The organism is Bacillus sp. SLBN-46 (assembly GCF_031453555.1).
In the GTDB taxonomy this organism is placed as follows: domain Bacteria; phylum Bacillota; class Bacilli; order Bacillales; family Cytobacillaceae; genus Neobacillus.
Genome location: NZ_JAVIZM010000001.1, coordinates 1255491 through 1275531 on the forward strand (window position 1 = coordinate 1255491; position 20041 = coordinate 1275531).

The 20041-nt window shown below is 39.8% G+C and carries 20 protein-coding genes; 15 read left to right on the top strand and 5 right to left on the bottom strand.

The features are described 5' to 3' along the window. The first annotated feature begins 236 nt into the window (after positions 1-236). From ftsE to QFZ87_RS06330, 6 genes are all read left to right on the top strand, one after another. A complete protein-coding gene (ftsE, locus tag QFZ87_RS06305) occupies positions 237-923 on the top strand; it encodes a cell division ATP-binding protein FtsE (protein WP_309859202.1) in 687 nt (228 codons plus the stop codon). Continuing rightward, positions 913-1806: a permease-like cell division protein FtsX gene (gene ftsX, locus QFZ87_RS06310; protein ID WP_309859204.1), complete on the top strand. Its 894-nt coding sequence runs from the start codon at positions 913-915 to the stop codon at positions 1804-1806. The genes ftsE and ftsX overlap by 11 nt, the downstream gene beginning before the upstream one ends. A 100-nt stretch (positions 1807-1906) precedes the next feature. Then, positions 1907-3187: a murein hydrolase activator EnvC family protein gene (locus QFZ87_RS06315; RefSeq protein WP_309859207.1), complete on the top strand. Its 1281-nt coding sequence runs from the start codon at positions 1907-1909 to the stop codon at positions 3185-3187. A gap of 328 nt (positions 3188-3515) precedes the next feature. Next, positions 3516-4967 carry a S41 family peptidase gene (locus tag QFZ87_RS06320; protein WP_309859210.1) on the top strand — a complete coding sequence of 484 codons (1452 nt, stop codon included), beginning with the start codon at positions 3516-3518 and terminating at the stop codon, positions 4965-4967. A 311-nt stretch (positions 4968-5278) separates the two neighbouring features. After that, positions 5279-6472, top strand: coding sequence for a PDZ domain-containing protein (locus tag QFZ87_RS06325; protein ID WP_309859212.1), 1194 nt, complete (start codon positions 5279-5281; stop codon positions 6470-6472). Positions 6473-6658: 186 nt separating this feature from the next. After that, on the top strand, positions 6659-7948 hold the full coding sequence (locus tag QFZ87_RS06330; protein ID WP_309859215.1) for an MFS transporter: 1290 nt from the start codon (positions 6659-6661) through the stop codon (positions 7946-7948). A gap of 46 nt (positions 7949-7994) precedes the next feature. On the opposite strand, the gene QFZ87_RS06335 is transcribed toward QFZ87_RS06330, so the two are convergent. The 3 genes from QFZ87_RS06335 to QFZ87_RS06345 all read right to left on the bottom strand — a co-directional run bounded on the left by QFZ87_RS06335 (position 7995) and on the right by QFZ87_RS06345 (position 10520). Further along, positions 7995-9050 carry an ABC transporter permease gene (locus QFZ87_RS06335; protein ID WP_309859218.1) on the bottom strand — a complete coding sequence of 352 codons (1056 nt, stop codon included), beginning with the start codon at positions 9048-9050 and terminating at the stop codon, positions 7995-7997. Then, a complete protein-coding gene (locus QFZ87_RS06340; RefSeq protein WP_309859221.1) occupies positions 9047-9772 on the bottom strand; it encodes an ABC transporter ATP-binding protein in 726 nt (241 codons plus the stop codon). The genes QFZ87_RS06335 and QFZ87_RS06340 overlap by 4 nt, the downstream gene beginning before the upstream one ends. Positions 9773-9914: 142 nt before the next feature. Then, positions 9915-10520 carry a TetR/AcrR family transcriptional regulator gene (locus QFZ87_RS06345; RefSeq protein ID WP_309859224.1) on the bottom strand — a complete coding sequence of 202 codons (606 nt, stop codon included), beginning with the start codon at positions 10518-10520 and terminating at the stop codon, positions 9915-9917. A gap of 181 nt (positions 10521-10701) precedes the next feature. Between QFZ87_RS06345 and QFZ87_RS06350 the strand changes: the two genes are divergently transcribed. The 9 genes from QFZ87_RS06350 (at position 10702) to QFZ87_RS06390 (ending at position 18543) form a co-directional block, all read left to right on the top strand. Next, on the top strand, positions 10702-11295 hold the full coding sequence (locus QFZ87_RS06350; protein ID WP_309859228.1) for a putative ABC transporter permease: 594 nt from the start codon (positions 10702-10704) through the stop codon (positions 11293-11295). A 181-nt stretch (positions 11296-11476) separates the two neighbouring features. After that, on the top strand, positions 11477-12757 hold the full coding sequence (locus tag QFZ87_RS06355; protein ID WP_309859231.1) for a right-handed parallel beta-helix repeat-containing protein: 1281 nt from the start codon (positions 11477-11479) through the stop codon (positions 12755-12757). After that, positions 12754-13308 (top strand): nitrous oxide reductase accessory protein NosL, encoded by a 555-nt coding sequence (locus tag QFZ87_RS06360; protein WP_309859234.1) that lies wholly within the window; start codon positions 12754-12756, stop codon positions 13306-13308. Before QFZ87_RS06355 ends, QFZ87_RS06360 begins: the two co-directional genes overlap by 4 nt. A gap of 70 nt (positions 13309-13378) precedes the next feature. Next, positions 13379-14191: an ABC transporter permease gene (locus QFZ87_RS06365; RefSeq protein ID WP_309859237.1), complete on the top strand. Its 813-nt coding sequence runs from the start codon at positions 13379-13381 to the stop codon at positions 14189-14191. Next, on the top strand, positions 14188-14898 hold the full coding sequence (locus tag QFZ87_RS06370; RefSeq protein WP_309859240.1) for an ABC transporter ATP-binding protein: 711 nt from the start codon (positions 14188-14190) through the stop codon (positions 14896-14898). Before QFZ87_RS06365 ends, QFZ87_RS06370 begins: the two co-directional genes overlap by 4 nt. 74 nt (positions 14899-14972) lie before the next feature. Continuing rightward, positions 14973-15743 (top strand): sensor histidine kinase, encoded by a 771-nt coding sequence (locus QFZ87_RS06375; protein ID WP_309859241.1) that lies wholly within the window; start codon positions 14973-14975, stop codon positions 15741-15743. Beyond that, positions 15743-16384: a response regulator gene (locus tag QFZ87_RS06380; protein WP_309867673.1), complete on the top strand. Its 642-nt coding sequence runs from the start codon at positions 15743-15745 to the stop codon at positions 16382-16384. The genes QFZ87_RS06375 and QFZ87_RS06380 overlap by 1 nt, the downstream gene beginning before the upstream one ends. A 114-nt stretch (positions 16385-16498) precedes the next feature. After that, positions 16499-17683, top strand: coding sequence for a chromate efflux transporter (chrA, locus tag QFZ87_RS06385; protein ID WP_309859243.1), 1185 nt, complete (start codon positions 16499-16501; stop codon positions 17681-17683). Positions 17684-17964: 281 nt separating this feature from the next. After that, positions 17965-18543, top strand: coding sequence for a C40 family peptidase (locus QFZ87_RS06390; RefSeq protein WP_309859245.1), 579 nt, complete (start codon positions 17965-17967; stop codon positions 18541-18543). 34 nt (positions 18544-18577) lie between these two features. On the opposite strand, the gene QFZ87_RS06395 is transcribed toward QFZ87_RS06390, so the two are convergent. After that, positions 18578-19324, bottom strand: coding sequence for an amino acid ABC transporter ATP-binding protein (locus QFZ87_RS06395; protein ID WP_309859248.1), 747 nt, complete (start codon positions 19322-19324; stop codon positions 18578-18580). Between the two features lie 15 nt (positions 19325-19339). Continuing rightward, entirely contained in the window at positions 19340-19999 is a 660-nt protein-coding gene (locus QFZ87_RS06400; RefSeq protein ID WP_309859251.1) for an amino acid ABC transporter permease, read from the bottom strand. Positions 20000-20041: the final 42 nt, after the last annotated feature.

Sequence of the window (20041 nt, forward strand, 5' to 3'; positions counted from 1 at the left end):
AGAACGTTTTTTTTATTTTAGTGAAATTAGCTGATTTTGTCTGATTTTGTCAGGTTTTGTATCCTTTGAAAAGAAACTGTAATATTTTTACCGCTTTTTTTAGCGATTTATGATGTTATAATAAATCTATGCGAAATTATGCACATATTGTTGTGGATTTTGGTTTGTTTTGCAAATAAATAAAGATTCTTGTCGAATATCCTTTTTGATGAAATCTTTAACTATAGGTGATAACAATGATAGAACTACAAGAAGTATATAAAAAGTACCCGAATGGTGTTACCGCCATTAACGGGATTGACGTCAGAATTAATCAGGGCGAATTTGTTTATGTTGTCGGACCAAGTGGTGCTGGGAAATCCACTTTTATTAAAATGATGTATCGAGAAGAGACCCCTACTACTGGGACTATTATGATTAATGGCGTCAATCTAGCCAAGCTGAAAATGAAGAAGGTTCCTTTATTCAGGAGAAATCTAGGCGTTGTCTTCCAAGACTTTAAACTACTTCAAAATCTAACAGTCTATGAGAATGTTGCCTTTGCACTTGAAGTAATTGAGGCGCAGCCAAAGGTTATTAGAAAACGTGTCATGGAAGTTCTTGACCTTGTGGGTCTTAAGCATAAAATTAAGATGCTTCCTGGCGAGCTTTCTGGTGGAGAACAGCAACGTGTCTCTATTGCACGCTCGATCGTCAACTCACCTAAAATAGTGATTGCGGATGAGCCTACAGGTAACCTTGACCCTGAAACATCATGGGAAATCATGAACATCTTTGAAGAAATTAATGCCAGAGGAACAACGATTGTTATGGCAACTCATAACAGAGAAATCGTAAATACACTAAAGCATCGCGTTATTGCCATAGAAAGCGGGAAAATTGCACGTGATGAGCAAAGAGGGGAGTACGGTTATGAAAATTAGAACTGTTGGCCGTCATGCCCGAGAAAGTTTAAAAAGTATATCTAGAAATGGATGGATGACCTTTGCATCCGTAAGTGCAGTTACAGTTACTTTGATTTTAGTCGGTGTCTTTTTCGTTATTATGATGAATCTAAATAGAGTGGCACAAACCATTGAACAGGACGTGGAAATTCGCGTTCACATCGATTTTGCTGCAAATAAACAAGATCAGCAAGCTTTGAAAAGTGAGATTGAAAGAATTCCCGAAGTGAAAAGTGTAAAATTTTCACCTAAAACGAAGGAATTAGATAACCTTGTGAAAAGCTTAGGTGAGGATGGAAAAGCCTTTAAGCTTTTTGAACAAGATAATCCACTAAACGATGTATTTATCGTAAAAACGAAAAAACCGACTGATACAATGAAAGTCGCTAAGAAAATAGAAAAAGTAAACTTTGTTGCTAAGGTAAAATACGGGCAAGGTAAGGTTGAAAAGTTATTTAAATTTATCAAGGCGAGCCGTAACGTAGGAATTGTCTTAATTATAGGCTTGTTCTTTACTGCAATATTCTTAATCTCTAATACTATTAAAATAACTATTATTGCTAGAAGAAGAGAAATTAAGATTATGAGATTAGTTGGAGCAACGAACTCCTTTATCCGCTGGCCGTTTTTACTAGAAGGTTTATGGCTTGGTATTATGGGCTCGATTTTGCCAATTATCCTCATTTCCATTGCGTACTACCGTGCATATGATTATATTGGCCCAAAGCTTGCAGGAACCTTCATTAAAATCCTGCCAGTTGACCCGTTTGTTTACCAGGTTTCCGGTATTTTGATGTTAATGGGAGCTTTAATTGGGGTATGGGGCAGTGTAATGTCCGTAAGAAAGTTCTTGAAAGTGTAGTCTTTTTCAGGAAGGGCCGAACGCCAGGCCCTTCCTATTTGCTAGAGTTCAAACATAGATAAAGATTTACATAAAAAGAGATGGAGGGAAGTATGCGGAAATGAGAAAATCAATGATGACGCTGACCGTTGCTGTACTGGTCGGGTTTGGAACCACGTTCGGAGGTTTTTCTACTAAAACTGAAGCGGAATCAATCTCCAAGCTAAAAGGTGAACAAAATAAAATTCAAGACCAACGTTCTGATGTAAAGTCAGATATGAATGCAGCAAACGATAAAATCAATTCAATAAAAGATCAGCAAGTAGATGTTAAAACTGAAATGAAACGCATCGATTATGCGATTGAAGACGCGACTAATAAAATAAATGAAAAAACCGCCAAGATTGAAGAAACAAAGGCTGAAATTACTAAGCTTCAAAAAGAAACAGAGGTTCTAAAGGAACGGATTAAAGCTCGTAACGAACTATTGAAGGAACGAGCTCGAAGCTACCAAGAGACTGGTGGCTTGGTTAATTACCTTGATGTGTTAATGGGTTCTTCAAGCTTCAGCGATTTTATTGATCGGGCAAATGCGGTAGCAACCATTATGCAGGCCGATCAGGACATAATTAGAAAGCAAGAGGCTGACAGAAAGGAGCTTGAGGAAAAGCAGGCTCAGGTAAAAAAAGATCTTGCTAGTTTGGAAAAGATGGTTGCAGACTTAGAAACATTAAATCGTCAATTAGCTACCCAAAAGGCAGAAAAAGATAGATTATTAGCTACTCTTGTCACACAAGAACAAGAAGAGCAAGAACACATGATGGACTTAAAAGAGCAGGAGCAAATCCTTGCATCACAAGAGGCTGCCATTCAAAAAGCAATCAAGTTGGAGCAAGAGGCCCAAGCTAGAGCAGCAGCTCAAGCAAAGCAATCTTCTTCTAGTACTGGAAGCTCAAGCAGTGGCGGTGGCGCTAGTTCTGGAGCAACGCCAGGTGTATCAAGTGGATACTGGACACAGCCAGCGGTGGGGGTATTAAGTTCAGGATTCGGAGGCCGTGGATCAGAGATGCACTTTGGTGTTGATATTGCCAATAGAACAAAGGTACCAATCTTAGCTGCAGCAGACGGTGTAGTTATTAAATCCTACTATTCTAGCAGTTATGGTAACTGTATATTCATCTCCCACTCCATTAATGGACAAGTATATACAACTGTCTATGCACATATGTCATCACGGATTGCTGGAAACGGAGCAGTTGTGAAAAAAGGCCAACAAATTGGTGTAATGGGTAATACAGGTGCATCAAGAGGACAGCATTTACACTTTGAACTTCATAAAGGGCCGTGGACACAGGACAAGCGTTATGCGATTAGTCCAGTTGGAATAGTGCCACTGCCATAAAGGAAAAGGAAGAAGCCTCGTGCTTCTTCCTTTTTTATATATAAAAGAGAGACTTTCCATTAACTTTGATTACTGTCTAGCTCCAGCGACCAGCGTCTAGTGGACTATCCCTCACCTCCCTACGATAAGTCAACATCGAATCGCTCCGCTCTTCGTGTTTCCTTTATCTCAGTCGGCGCGGTCTAGTCCATACGCCGCTAAACGGTCGCTTCCGCTTTTCTTATCATATCTCGTCCTAATCAAACATATATGTTAATAATCGGGCAGGATTTTTGGGCCTTTATAGAAAATTAGAAAGGACAGGCATACTTACTTGAGGAGGATTGGGATGAATCGTAAATGGATTGCCTTATTAATGACGGTTTCGCTGCTTACAGGAGCAGGCGGCACCTACGCTGGAATGCAACTCTTAGATCAAAAGGTAGATGTACCTGTACAAGAGCAAGCGATTCCAACAAAACCTGAAGCAGATTCAAATGTTAATACTGAGGACCTGGAAAAAGTACAACAGGCCTATGACTTAATTTTAAGCCGCTATGTTGAAAAAGTGGACCAGGAAAAACTAGTTGAGGGTGCCATTCAAGGGATGCTATCTGTATTAAAGGATCCATATTCAGTTTATATGGATAAAGAGACAGCGCAGCAATTCACACAAACGCTTGAATCCTCCTTTGAAGGAATTGGGGCAGAAGTGGGAATGGTAGATGGGAAAATTGTGATTGTTTCCCCTTTTAAAGACTCTCCTGCTGAGAAAGCTGGCATCAAACCAAATGATCAAATCTTAAAAGTCGATGGGAAGAGTGTAGAAGGGCTAGATCTAAATAAAGCAACATTAAAGATACGTGGAAAAAAGGGGACATCCGTCACATTGGAGATTGCTAGAAAAGGGTTAAAGGATCCACTATCCATTGATGTCAAGCGCGATGAAATTCCACTTGAAACTGTCCATGCCTCTGTAAAGAAGCATGATGGTAAGAAGGTGGGCTATATCGAGCTAACGTCCTTCTCCGAAAATACGGCTCAGGATTTTAAAAAGGAATTAAAAGCATTAGAAAATGACCATATTAATGGGTTGATTATTGATGTGCGTGGCAACCCGGGTGGTTTATTAGACAGTGTCGGTGAGATTTTGAAGGAGTTTATACCGAAGGATAAACCATATGTTCAAATTCAACAGCGCAATGGAAAAAAAGAACGGTATTTCTCCACTATTTCTAAGAAAAAGGATTATCCAGTAGTCGTTCTTGTGAATAAAGGAAGTGCTTCTGCATCAGAAATATTGGCGGGCTCCTTGCAAGAGGCAGCAGGCTATCAGCTCGTGGGAGAAACTACTTTTGGAAAAGGAACGGTTCAGCAGGCGGTACCAATGGGAGATGGAAGCAACATTAAATTAACTCTATTTAAATGGCTGACTCCTGATGGAAACTGGATTCATAAAAAAGGAATTAAACCGGATGTAGTGATCAAACAGCCAGCAATTTTTGCGACCCATCCCATTCAAGTGGATAAGCCCCTTGAAAAGGATATGAACAATGAACAGGTAAAGAATGCTCAAGAAATATTAGCGGGATTGGGATTTGCTCCCGGCAGGAAAGACGGCTATTTTAGTCCAGAAACGGATATGGCGATAAAAGGCTTCCAGCAGCAGAATGACCTGCCACCCACAGGGAAAATTGATGAAAAAACAGCAGCCAAGCTGGAAGAAGCAGCTGTAAAAGCTATGAAAAAAGAGAAAAATGATTTGCAACTACAAATGGCACTACGGTTAATCACAAAATAATTTAAGCAGGGGCTTCTAGCCTCTGTTTTTTTTGTTCTAGCGGAATAAATGTCAGGTTTGGCGGAATAATTGGGAATTTCCGCGGAAATAGTCATTAAGCTGGCGGAAACTCCCCCAATTCGTGCGGAATTCCTACAAAAGTTGGCGGAATCCGCCGATAAACCTATGAGAATCTGAACGAAAATCTAGAATGTTACGACATTTTTACTTTTTTAATAAACTAGCAATATGTTTTGTGGCTGTAATTTGGTAAAATAATCGTTAAGAGATTTTTATTTACTAGAAACTTTAATAGAGGCAGGTGACAGGAATTGGTGCAAATATGGCTTGTGGAACTACTTAAAGGAACAGGCAAGTTATTTCTTCATCCTGTTTTATACTATCTCGTTTTCCTATCTGGAATACTAGGCGTAATGAGGGTGAAACGTGAGCGGAAAAATTTCCATATTCGAGCACATGATGCTTATTTTGAACTGCGGCAGCTATTTCCGCCGGGAGTGTTAGTGGGTCTTGTTCTATCCGTGATCATTATTGCAACAGGCATTACCGTACCATTCGCGGCCATTCTTTTGATAGCTGGATTTACATTCATTTGGTCACTAACCACAAATGTCCGGCTCATGTCGCCAGCCTATACAGCAGGTGCTGCATTTTTTACCATCATTTTAATGGCTGAAAATAATTGGTCTATCCCGCTTTTTTCAAAGGCTTTTCATTCTATTAGTGACAAGGTTTACCCATCTGTTGTAATCGTTATGGGACTCTTGTTAATTGCTGAAGGGATTCTAATTTTTAAAAATGGTAGTAAGGGAACCTCTCCTAAGCTAGCAATAAGCAAACGGGGCCAAAGGGTAGGCGTTCATGAAGTAAAGCGACTATGGATGCTGCCATTATTCTTACTTATTCCAGGTGACACTCTTCAGCTGCCATTCGACTGGTGGCCAGTATTTCACCTAGGAGCAAAGGAATACTCAATCATCCTAGTTCCGTTCGCCATAGGCTTTCAACAGCAGATTAAAGGAATGCTTCCAAAAGAAGCGATACAGCTTCATGGTTGGAGAGTCAGTGTTCTAGGTGTTTTCATTACTATTTTATCGATTTTAGGTTATTGGTACCCGTTATCATCCATCGTCATAGCTGCGATTGCTGTGATTGGACGGGAGATCATTACGTTAATGACTGTTTTGAAGGATGATAATCTTCCGTTTTACTTTTCAAAAAAGAACAATGGTTTGATGATTATAGGAATTATCCCTGAGTCGCCAGCAAGTAAAATGGGATTGAAAGTTGGGGAGATTATTTCCAAAGTAAATGGAGCTCAAGTCCGAGATGAGGCGACCTTCTATGAAGCTTTACAGAAGAACCGCGCCCATTGTAAGCTTGATGTCCTTGATTCAAATGGAGAAGTTCGGTTTGTCCAACGTGCGCTATTCGAAGGTGATCACCATGAACTGGGGATTCTCTTTGTACCAGACGAGCATAAGTATGACGCGAAAATTGGATAATTATAAAATATAAGTAGAAAAGCCAAAGGACGGAATCCTTTGGCCTTTTTACATGATGGTGCAGGAGAAATAATTCGTATCATCAACTAATACATTTTATAATGCTAAGGTATTCTATCTTGTGTTATACTGTTGGGGGTATACAAATGTTAATTTTGATATAAATATAGAAAGGCGGCTAAAACAATGTCGCAAGGTGCAGGAAAAGCATTAGAAGATCGAGCTGCTTGGTTACAACCTTATCTTGATTCTCCCGAAAAACAACAACAATTATATAGACGGACGTTAATGATCGTCGTCCTTTCACAAATCTTTGGTGGTGCTGGACTCGCTGCCGGTATAACCGTCGGAGCACTTCTTGCTCAGGATATGCTTGGTACAGATAGCTTTGCAGGACTTCCAGCTGGTTTATTTACATTGGGTTCTGCTGTCGCTGCCTTGATTGTAGGAAGACTCTCTCAACGGTATGGACGCCGGTTCGGGCTAGCCGCAGGATTTTTGACGGGCGGAATTGGTGCGATCGGTGTTGTCCTTTCTGCGGTAACAAATAATGTTTTTCTGCTATTTGCCTCACTATTCGTCTATGGTGCAGGTACGGCAACCAATCTTCAGGCACGCTATGCAGGGACAGATTTAGCTAGTTCCACTCAACGGGCAACAGCTGTGAGTATCGCCATGGTATCAACCACATTCGGAGCCGTTGCTGGACCAAACATGGTGCAGGTCATGGGAAGATTTGCACTTTCCATTGGAGTGCCAGCGTTAGCAGGCCCATTCATTCTAGCAGCTACTGCCTTTATTTTCGCTGGTCTAGTACTGCTCATTTTTCTAAGACCTGACCCTCTACTAGTGGCACAGGCAATTGCAGCAGAAAAAAGAAACGGAACGGACAATTCGGTAGTTAACAACCCACATACTTTAAGTGTCAATAATCGTGGAATTATGGTTGGAGCTACGATCATGGTCTTAACGCAGATGGTAATGATTGCTATTATGACCATGACACCGGTGCATATGAGACACCATGGACACGGGCTGGGTCAAGTAGGAATGGTTATTGGCATTCATGTTGCGGCTATGTACTTGCCATCTCTTCTCACTGGAATTCTTGTAGATAAAATTGGCCGTACGATGATGGCTATCGCTTCTGGAGCTACGTTACTTGCTGCGGGTATTATGGGGGCAATTGTACCTGCTGATTCTATGATTGGACTTGTCATTGCACTTGCTCTTCTAGGTCTTGGATGGAACTTCGGCTTGATTAGTGGGACAGCCATTATCATAGATGCGACCACTCCTTCCACACGTGCAAGAACCCAGGGTTCTGTTGATGTATTGATCGCATTATCGGGGGCATCAGGCGGAGCTTTATCCGGGATGATTATGGCACAAACAAGCTTCGGAACACTTTCATTGGCTGGCGGGTTCCTTTCTCTCCTGCTTATCCCAGTTGTGATTTGGTCTCGAAGAAAATAAGCTAACAAAAAGCCAAAGGATTGCATTCCTTTGGCTTTAATTTTGCTTATAATTTTCGGTACTTCTTCAATGAAAAGATATTTAGGACGACGAAAATAGCGGCGAAAATGACCAACGCCAGTAGGTCACTACTGATATCGCTAATACTAGCTCCTCTATACATCACACCTTTTAATGCATCGCCGGCATAATACATCGGCATAATTTTAGCAATGCCTTGCAGCCAGTTGGCCATCCCTTCAATGGGAAATATCCCTGCAAAAAACACCTGTGGAATGACCGCAATCGGGATGAATTGCATCATTTGAAATTCTGATGCAGCAAAGGTTGATAATAGGATACCAAGTGACAAAGCAACCAATGCCAGCAATAAATTAGTCAGCAATACATTCCAAACCGAACCGACAAGCACAATGTCTAAAATATTAATAGAATAAAAGACAACAATAATCGTTTGAATCACAGCGAAAATACCATAACCGATTAAATACGCTGTGACAATCTCCCAACGGCGAATCGGAGTGGACATCAACCGTTCTAATGTGCCGGTGGTGCGTTCTCGCAACAGTCCAATACCAGAAATAATAAAGACAAAGAAGAAAACGAAAAATCCAACTAATATGGGGCTAAGGACATCAAAAAAGATGGTATCTTTATCACCATACACGTATTTTGTTTCAAGGTTGGTTTGCATCATTTTTGCAGCTGCTGGGTTTTGTTGCAACAATTTAGCCTGAGACTGTCCAGCTATCGCCTGGTTCACCTTCATTTGTAAGCCCTTCGCTGCTGATGGATCATCATTTAGTAAGGTTAACTTAAATTGTCGATTGTCTTGTTCCAGGAAGCCATCAAGATCATCCTTAACGACCGTTTTTCCTGTGACATTTTCATAAGATTTAACCGTTATTTTTGCCTCTTTTAGAACTTTGACAAGCTGATCATCTACTCCAGTTACACCTAATTTAGGTTGAACAGTGCTCCCGTTAAATAAAAAATACATCAGGGTTAAGATTAGTAAGGGAGCAACTAATAATAGAGCCAAAGTCCGTTTGTCCCGTAGCATTTGCTGACAGATTCTTTTAATTAACGCAATGACTCTCATGATTGCCTTACCCCCGCTCGTAAGAATACCTCATCAAAATTATCTGTTTCATATGACGCCTTCAAATCCGAAGGAGATCCGCTTGTTAGAATTCGACCATCTCGAACCATTGCCACATAATCGCATCTCTCTGCTTCATCCATGACATGAGTAGTCACGATAATCGTTTTTTGCTCTTCCTCTTTTAACCGTAAGAACTCCTTCCAAATAGACAGTTTTAATTCGGGATCGATTCCCACAGTGGGTTCATCCAGGATTAAGATTTTCGGGTCTTGAATTAAAGCAATGGCAAGGGATAGCCTTCGTTTCATTCCCCCTGAATAGGCAGCTACTCGTTTCTTTAGGTCGTCTGTCAGATTGACTAGGCTAGAGACGTAGGCAATCCGCTTTTTCTGGTCTGCCTTTTTTATCTTATAAAGGGAAGCAAACAGCTTTAAGTTTTCCTCACCTGTTAAGTCTACATATAAGGCATCGGATTGAGCCATATAACCGATCTCCTGCATTAGTGCAAGGTTAGGCATTTTTTGATCTAATACATGGATGGAACCTGTATCTGCTTTTTCCATTCCGACGATCATTTTAACGAGTGTCGTTTTTCCAGCTCCAGAAGGGCCGATAAATCCAAACAATTGTCCTTTTTCAATCGTTAGGTTCACATTGCTCAAAACTGTTTTTTTTCCAAAGCTTTTACTGACTTGTTCCACTTTTATGGTTGATTTCATCAATCATTCCTCCTCGGATGTTGACCGTGTATGTCTTTATTTTACAACGAGGAGAGATAGAAGCAATAAACAATAAACGACAATGTGTTGATTATCTGTCAAATAAGAGGAATGTGTTTATTTTATATAAAAAAACAATAGCCTATTTGTTAATTCCTGCCACATGTCCAGGTCCTAAAAAGGTTATTCGCGATAAGATCATGGCCATTTCCTGTGGTGTTTTTTCCATTCCAGTTTCTAACCAATGCTGAATCACACCAAGATGGGCAGAGCTGACGTAAGAAAAAAGATAGTCGGCTGGTACGAGCATTTCATCCTTTTTTATTTTGGAAATGACATTTTGGAGGAAGGTTTTTTTTATGATATCCCGTAGTTTTCCCTGAAATTTTGCGTCCCCTTTTGGTCCTAAGATTACTTTCATAAAACTTGAATTTTCATGAAATAGTTCAAAAAGCTTAATGATAAAAGGTAATGCGGTATTTTGATTGAAGGTCAAAATATCCTTTGGCTGGATCAGTTGAGTTATTTTCACAATTTCGGTTAAAATCTCCGCTTCACTCTTCTCTAACAAATCATATTTATCCTGATAATGCAGATAAAAAGTTCCTCGGTTAATATCCGCCTTTTCCGTTAAATCACGGACAGTGAGTCCTTCAAATCCTTTTTCCTCCATTAATTCTGTCAGAGCATCCCGAATCAAGCGTTTCGTCCGTACAATGCGTTTATCCGTTTTCTTTATATCCGTCATATAAAAATCCCCCTGTACAGTTCTAAACAAAGTATATTCAACCTAAGGTAAAATAATCAACATCACGTTCATTATTTGAAGTGATTTTTTTAACCTTATCATAGGTAATTTATTGAATAAATGGAAGCTGAGGGGCTAAAGCTATAGGGGGAATTTCTTAAACATGAAAGGTGGTTTAGCCATGAGTCTTAGCTTTTTAAATAATATGGATTTCAGACATTTGGAGTTGATTAGTATCGAAGGAGCTGCGAGGATCGTGTTTTATTTCACGGTGTATTCATTCATTGGCTGGCTGCTCGAAAATAGCTATAGCTTCTTCACTAAACAAATATTTTTCAAGGAGAATTTTTTATATGGACCCTTTAAACCGATGTATGGTTTTGCGCCAATCCTTTTGGTCTATTTGATATCACCAAAAACACATTGGGCGATTGTTCTGTTCCTCTGTGTAGCAATTCCAACGTTAGTGGAGTATGTAAGTGGTGCATTACTCCAAAAACTTTTCCATAAACAATGGTGGGATTATTCGGGGACTTCGCTGCAGCTTCATGGACATATTTGTTTACCTTTTTCTATTTGCTGGGGGATCTTATCGTTAATTGGTTTGCAGTGGGTTCACCCTGCTATCGCTTCATTATATGAGGCAGTCGCTCCTTATTGGGGGTGGATCTGGTCGGCAGTGGGCTTATACTTCCTTGCAGACCTCGTATTAGCGATTCGGAGACACTCTTTACAGGAAATCCTAACCGAAGAACCAACCAATCCGATTCAATAGGATTGGTTGGTTCTTCTTTTGAATAAAGAGTTGCCTCAGAGCGTTCAAATTTGCGTAAAAAATAGCCCTACCGAGTCATAGAAAATTCCTTTCTAATCAAGTACCTTAAAACATGTTATATCGAATACTCTCTTAAACTATGAAAAACGTGGCCATGTTTCTCAGGAAGGAATCTATTGATATGAGAGTTTTAGTGAAACTACTGTTATTTGCGGGGATGTTTAGTTTAGTAGGAGGAAGGGGGAATACAACTCAAATTTCTCTTCAATCACTAATTAATGCTGCCCCAGAAGGTGGTACAGTCAGGCTGGAGGCAGGAACTTATCGGGAAGACATTGTCATCAATAAACCTGTTGTCATAGAAGGTGAAAAAGGAGCAGTCATTAAAACCTGTTCCTCTAAACCCACAGTAACAATAACAGGAAAAAATGTAACCCTTAAAGACTTAAAAATAGAGAGCTGTCAAAGGGATAAAGGTAAAGTCGTGGTCAAAATCAGCGGAATGAATCATCGACTTGAGAACCTACAGATTCAGACCAGTCATCAAGGAATTCAGTTGGAAAATGTAGAAAAGTCAAATTTCCTTTATATAAACCTTTCAGGAAATGGGAAGAAAAATGGATTTGACCTTTGGGAATCCCATCATAATAGGTTCGAAGGAATAAAGATCAACCACTTCGAAGACGGGTTCTACATGGAAAACAGTCATTATAACACCTTTATCGGCAACACCATTCAAAACTCAAGGTACGGGATGCACGTGATGTTTTCCGACAATATCACGCTTATTCGGAATGTGTCGAAAAGCAACTTTTCAGGGGCTATGATTATGGGCACCCATCAATCGATTATTAAAGAAAATCAGCTGATTGAAAATAATCAAAATGTGAATGCGCAAGGCTTGCTGCTCTATGATGTCCACCAATCCACCATTGAGGACAATGACATCTCACATAATCGAGTCGGTCTTTTTATGGAAAATTCAAGCGAGAATACAATGGAAAACAATGAGTTTATTGCTAATTTCGTAGGCGCACAAATCAATAAAATTAATAGCAACGTAATCGAGCATAATCTATTTGTTAGTAATCTGAATGACATCCAGGCAACAAAGGCACCTGATAATACTATACAAAATAATTATTGGGATGCGGCATGGAAGCTCGATACAGATGGAGATGGGAAGAGTAATCTCTCGCATAGCGCCGACCCTTATTTTCTAAATCTTGCAAAGGAAACACCACCATACCAGCTATTCTTTCAGCACCCGGGACTTGTACTGTTGCAAAAAATGTTAAAAAGTCCTGATAGTATACTGGTTAAGGATCAAGCACCACTCATGAACATGGAAGGTAGGCAAACTACCAGAACAGAACCACACACCGTACTCTTGTGGATTTTAAGTCTGTTCATGATTTCTAGTAGTCTATTCATTATCTATTTAGGGAGGAAAAAAGCATGAAAATCAATTTTATAAAAATGACTTTATTAACACTCATTTCTTTACTACTAATCTCAGGTTGTGGAAAAGAAGAAAACAAACCAGTTGCGATTAACGAAAAAACCGATAAGTGTGAAATCTGTCATATGGCCGTTAAAGATAATCAGTTCTCTACTGAAATCATCCTTGAAAAAGGAAAATCCATTGTTTTTGATGATATTGGCTGCATGTACAAGTGGATGGAAGAAAATAAGGATCAGCAAATAGCAAGCTCATTTGTAAAGGACTATCAAACAAAGGAATGGATTGATCCAGAGAAGGCTTCTTTTGTATACGATAAGCCCATTAAAACACCAATGGCCTATAACGTGATCGCTTTTTCAGATAAAAAAAATGCAGAGTCATTCATCAACAAAAATGGGGGCACGCTATTAACCTATGACAAACTTTCTGATCACTCATGGGAAAGAAACGAAGACATGGTGAAAGAGATGAAAGAAAAAATGATGCAAATGAAAATGAATGGTGGAAAAGAAGGAATGGATATGGAGCATTCTGAAGACAGCCACTAATATAGAATTCGAGACTAGGGCAAAGAGACAGTCATTGTGGATTGTCTTTTTGCTTGAAAGGAAGCGAACGATGAGAAACTTATGGTTTTCTGAATGGAAGACAATGACCAGGCAACGCTCCTACTATTCATTTCTATTTCTATGGGTGTTGGTTTTTTCCCTGTTGTTTTTACTAGAACGTACGAACACGGGTATATCGGAGTTCACCAATACAACCGGAACCATTGTGAATATTCTGCTATATTTACTACCGTTATTTATGATGATCATTGGTTCTTTTTCGATTGCTAATGAAATGGAGAACGGACAGTGGGATCTTCTCTGTACTTATCCAGTTAGTATCTCTGTCTATCTTTTTGGGAAATTTGCAGGCCTACTGATGGCCCAAATGGTTGTATTTAGCCTGAGCTATGGAATAAGCATGCTGATTGGATTAACATCAGGAATCCAGCTATCCATTCAATGGTTGATGGGGATTTTTCTGTTTGCTCTACTCCTTATTTATGAGTTTTTAAACCTTGGTCTTGTGCTTGGAACAATCGCCAAAACAAGATGGAAGGCTTTAATGTTATCTGTTGCCATATGGTTCTTTTTCATTATGATTTGGCCTACTGCACTTATTGCCATATTAGGTCTCTTTCCATACCCAATGATTGATCCACTTATGAAGGTGGCGACTATTCTAAATCCCGCCGAGTTTTTACGCGTCTTTCTAGTTATCCAGTGGAATGGCGGAGCGATATTTGGTCAATCCTACGATTCCATTGTTCACTTATTTCACTCGGGCGCAGGATGGCTGATTCTATTGGTGTATTTGCTTATGTACCAATTAATCTTATTTACCTTCGCCATTCTCTTCTTAAAAAGGAGGCGAATGCAATGAAGCGTCGACTTGAAATACAAAGTGTATCGAAGGAGTTTAAAAAGAAGGTAGCCCTTCAACCATTTTCCTTACTCGCTAATGAGGGAGAATGCATTGTTTTATGTGGTGGAAATGGAGCTGGAAAAAGCACACTGCTTCATATTCTTGCAGGAATTTCTTCACCGGGTGAAGGGACGGTTACAATTAATAATGTGAGCTTAATGAAAAATCGAAAGAAATATGTGTCGTTAATTGGCTATATGCCCGACGAATTTTTTGCTCAGGAAACGATGACCGTTAAAGAGTTTTTAACCTTTTATGGAAACTTTCGAAAGGTGCCGGATAGCCTAGTAGATGAAGTGATCCTCACCCTAGGGTTAGAAGTGAAAAGGAATGAACGAATAAAGCATTTATCTAAGGGAATGCGTCAAAGGCTTTTGTTTGGTCAGGCGTGGTTGGCAAACCCTGCTGTCCTTATTCTAGATGAACCCACAAATGGGTTGGATCCTTATTGGATTAATGTATTTATAAATTTGCTGAAAAAAATAAAGCAAAGTGGAACCACGATAATTTTTTCCACCCATATGATGGATGTTGCCGCCGAAGTGGGGGACCAAGTGATTTTTATGGAAAATGGAGAAATGATAGCGGCAATAACGAATGATCATGTTGACCCTCAGCGTTTTATGGTGGACTTGTTAAGTCGTTATCGCCAAATAGAAGTGTAGGATAAACTATGCTTTAATAGAGGTATAAGAAATGGGAAAGGAGAGGTAAGATGTCCTATCGATCGTTAAAAATTATGGCAATTTTAATACCGCCTCTTTTGATCGGTGGATTTGAACTCATCCGACATCATGCCCTCCTGCACAAGCTGTCGATGACGACTGGAAACTATTTAATTATCCTGCTAACACTAGCAGTTTCCTACGTATTCTCGACATGGATGTTTAAGGTGATTGAAGAGAAAAATCAAAGGCTGGCAAATGAGAGGGAAATGCGGGCCATTTATGAAGAGAGAGAAAGACTTGCCAAAGAATTACATGATAACATTGCCCAGACTTTATTTTTGCTAAAGGTGAATTTAAAAAAGGGAAAAATAAACGAAGCGAACGGACTAGTTGGCTCGATCGATTCTCATGTAAGGCAGGCCATTTATAATCTAAGAATGAACCCGACAGACATGATTTCTTTCCCAAAGAGAGTCGAGCATTGGTTGAATGAATGGAATACGGTCTCTGGAATTGAAACGAAGGTTTCGATTCAAATGGCGGAAGGGTATTTCACCCCCTCTGAAGAGGTTCAGTTATTTGGAATCATTCAAGAGACCTTTACCAACATTAGAAAGCATTCGAAAGCCAAAATAGCTACTCTTTCTCTCCATACGTCAAATGACGGTTGGGAAATGTCTATTGAAGATGATGGAATTGGCTTTTCACCAAAGGATGTAAAATTCAATCAATACGGTCTCGTGATGTTAAAAGAGAGAGTTCATAAAATTGATGCGGTGATTGATATTCATTCGGAGAGCAAGAAAGGGACGAAAATCAAGATAAAAGGGAGAGGTAAATGATGGTTCCATATAGAATGGTAATTGCTGACGATCATCCTCACGCCCGCCAGGCAATCATGTCTATTCTTGAAGAAGAAAGCCAGTTTACCGTTGTGGGACAAGCGAAGAATGGGAAGGAAGCCATTGAATTGTGCGACGAACATCTTCCTGATCTCTTATTAATCGATATTGAAATGCCTGTGTTAGATGGGCTGTTTGCAACAAAGATCATCAAGGAAAAATACCCTTTTATAAAAGTCATCATCCTTAGTGTTTCCGATAATGTAGGAGACCTTTTTACAGCGATTCAATATGGGGCTCAGGGCTATTTATTGAAAAATATGGACCCAGATGATTGGCTGCAGTATCTTCATTCCATGGTCGATGGATCAAATGAAGCGACAAGGGATTTAGCGGGGAAGCTTCTCTATCAATTTCGGGAACGGGATACACAAAACGCTCCATCCATCAGCTTACTAACCCCAAGAGAAAAGGAGATACTTTTGTTGGTCTCAGAGGGTTTAACTAATAAGCAAATTGCTGAGCAACTGTTTATTGCAGAGAACACGGTGAAAAACCATATAAAAAATTTATTAGAGAAGTTAGGACTGGAGAACAGGGTGCAATTGGCGTCCTATGCGGTTAAATATCTTGCTAGGTAATTTAATAATGTAAAAGGAAGAAGAGCCAAAACGTTCTTCTTTTTTTTGTAGTATTAAATGTATAATAAATATTATTAATTGCTTTGTTCTTATGAATACTGGAGGTTGTACGTTGTGTCACAAAACAAGGGAAAGTCATTGATTGAAATATTGTTAGTCTCGACAAGGCTTGGTTTAACATCATTTGGAGGACCTGTCGCTCACTTGGGTTATTTTTATGAGGAATATGTTCAAAAGAGGAAATGGATTGATGAAAAAAGTTATGCTGATTTAGTGGCCCTGTGTCAATTCTTACCTGGTCCAGCGAGTAGCCAGGTGGGTATCGGAATCGGTGTCTTACGCGGCGGTTTTCTAGGAGGACTTTTAGCGTTTCTTGGTTTTACTGCACCTTCTGTCATAGCTTTAGTTCTTTTTGCAATGATTCTCCAAGGGTTGCAAATAAATGATAGCGGCTGGATTCATGGTTTAAAAATCGTGGCAGTTGCAGTAGTAGCACATGCTGTTTTAGGAATGGCACAAAAACTAACACCTGACCTCAATCGGAAAGCCATTGCTTTATTTGCCTTGGTAGGTACGTTAATGTGGCAAACAGCTTACACTCAGGTTGGTTTAATTATTTTATCTGGTGTGGCAGGATTATTGATTTATAAAAAGCATGAGATCGAGCAGGGCGATGCCACGCTAGCTTTTCCTATTTCTAAGCGGTTTGGTATTATCTGCTTAGTATTGTTTTTCAGCCTGCTGATTCTTTTACCAATCGCAAGGGAAGCAACCTCTATTCATTGGGTTGCTTTGTTAGACAGCTTTTACCGTTCGGGATCCCTTGTGTTTGGCGGAGGACACGTGGTTCTTCCTTTGCTTGAAAGAGAGTTTGTACCGACCGGGTGGCTAACAAAAGAAGAGTTCCTAAGCGGTTATGGAGCAGCACAAGCTGTCCCTGGTCCGCTGTTTACCTTTGCTGCCTATATTGGTGCAGTGATCAACGGTTGGAAGGGTGGCATCTTAGCTACTTTCGCTATATTCTTACCGGCATTCCTACTGGTTTTAGGTGCACTTCCTTTTTGGAATATGCTTCGCCAAAATCGAAAGATTAAAGGGGCATTTATGGGGGTCAATGCAGCGGTTGTAGGTATACTGATTGCTGCCTTTTATCAGCCAATCTGGACGAGTTCCATTCTAGCTCCGATTGACTTTGCTTTTGCTGCAGTCTTGTTTAGTATGTTGGTTTATTGGAAGCTTCCACCATGGGTAATAGTCGTTACTGGAGCATTTGGGGGTTCATTAATTGCTCTATTATAAGCATAAAGTCCCTCTATATAGAGGGATTTTTTATAACTTTTCAATAATCTTTCACAAAAAATCAATAGTATCTGCATATTAAAATGAGATGATAAATTGAAAAGGGGTCTGTTGACTGATAGAAGGAACGACAGAGTATTGTAGAACTAGATAGAATTTCGTCAGATTAAGTCAAACAATGTAATATTCCTGTAATAAAATTTAAATAATCTGTAAATTTATGTCCTCCCTATATATGAGATACTAGAGTTAATAAAAAGATTGATAGACTCGGAGGAAACATGAAGAAATTTATTATAAGTGGATTAATTTCTTGTTCATTACTGCTTAGCGGTTTCGTAGGTGGGATAATTAAAACAGAGGCTTCATCAGTAGGAGAAAAAGTTTCAGATTTAGGCGTTCAGTACATAGGTGTTCCATACCGATGGGGCGGCACTACACCTAGTGGATTTGATTGTTCTGGATATTTAGGATATGTATACAAGCAAGTAGGAATTACGCTTCCTCGAACGGCTGCTGATATATACAATGTTGGACAAGTGATTTCAAAAAGTAGCCTTCATGAAGGGGATTTGGTATTTTTTACAACCTATAAGGCGGGGGCTTCACACGCTGGAATATATATTGGCGGAAATAAATTCGTCCACTCTGCCAGTAATGGGGTAAAAGTAGATTCCCTATCCAATTCGTATTGGAACAGAGCATATTATGGTGCAAAAAGAATTCTTGCTTCTGATAAAAACGGTTGGGTTAAAAAAGGAAGTCAATGGTTTTATTATAAGAATGGTTCAGTAGCAACTGGATGGCAGAAAACTGGGGGAGCTTGGTATTACCTCGCAATTTTAAGAGGCGCTCAATAATTTGAGCGCCTCTTTGGTTGGTAAGCTTATAAGTCTATTTTAAACTGCGATTTAAAAATGCCTTTGTCCGTTCATTTTGTGGGTTTGTAAATAATTCATCAGGAGAACCAGATTCAACAATTTCCCCATTATCCATGAAAATCACTCGGTTGGCCACTTCTTTAGCGAATCCCATTTCATGTGTCACAACAATCATGGTCATATGCTCTTGAGCAAGGTCCTTCATGACTTGTAGCACTTCTCCGGTCAACTCTGGATCCAAAGCAGAGGTGGGCTCATCAAATAGAAGGATTTCAGGATCCATCATTAAAGCCCTGGCAATCGCTACTCTTTGTTTTTGTCCGCCGGAAAGCTTTGCAGGATAAGCCGTTGCACGGTCTGATAGTCCGATTTTCTTTAGTAATTCACGACTTCGTTCTTGAATTGCCGCAGTGGATTCCTTCTTTAACATCCTTGGAGCAAGTTCCAAATTTTCCGTAACTGTCAGATGCGGAAAGAGGTTAAAATGCTGAAAGACCATTCCCATTTTAGCATTAATTTGTTTCATTTCTTGTGGGTTTGCGTACTTACCGTCCTTCACTAAATGACTGCCCGCAACAACAATGCTTCCGCCGTCTATTTTTTCGAGATTGACCAAACTGCGGAGCATCGTGCTTTTTCCAGAACCAGAAGGACCAATCACAGCAACTACATCATTTTTCTCCACGTTAAAGCTAATCTGTTTTAATACATCCAAATTGCCATACGATTTTTTGAGACTAGTAATTTCTATAATAGCCATTTTATACACTCCTTCCTATTCAAATTTGAACCGTCTTTCCAGCCATTTAAAGAACATCGTTAAAATCAGTGTCATAATCAGATAAATGATACCTGCCACAAAGAATGGCACAATGGTAAAATCACGGTTTACAGCTGTTTGAGCAAAGTGCAGTAATTCAGGAACAGCAACGGCATAGAGTAACGCAGTATCTTTTACCAGTGTGACAGATTCATTCGCCACCGCGGGAAGGGCGATACGGAACATTTGGGGCAAAATGACTTTTGTCAATGTCTGCCATTTATTTAATCCTAGAACTTGAGATGCCTCATATTGACCTTTATCAATAGCAAGCAGACCCCCACGGAAAATTTCAGCAAAATAGGCCGCGTAGTTCAAGATAAATCCTAGGCAAGCTGCAACGAAGCGGTCTAACACTAAGTATTCACCCACAACGGGAATCATAGGTAAACCAAAGCAGATAAATAGGAGTTGGAGCAATAGCGGTGTACCGCGCATGACATAAATATAGGCCTCTGCGATTAGGGATAGAGGCTTAAAACGGCTGCCAACACCCAGTGTTAATAGAAACCCCAGTGGAATGGACACTACGATGGCGATGAAAAACAAGAGGACGGTCATCTGTGCCCCTTCCAACATCGGTCCTAGGATAGAAATTATATAATCGAATGACATAGGAATTCCTCCAAAAACAAAACAGGGATTCCCAAAGGAAAT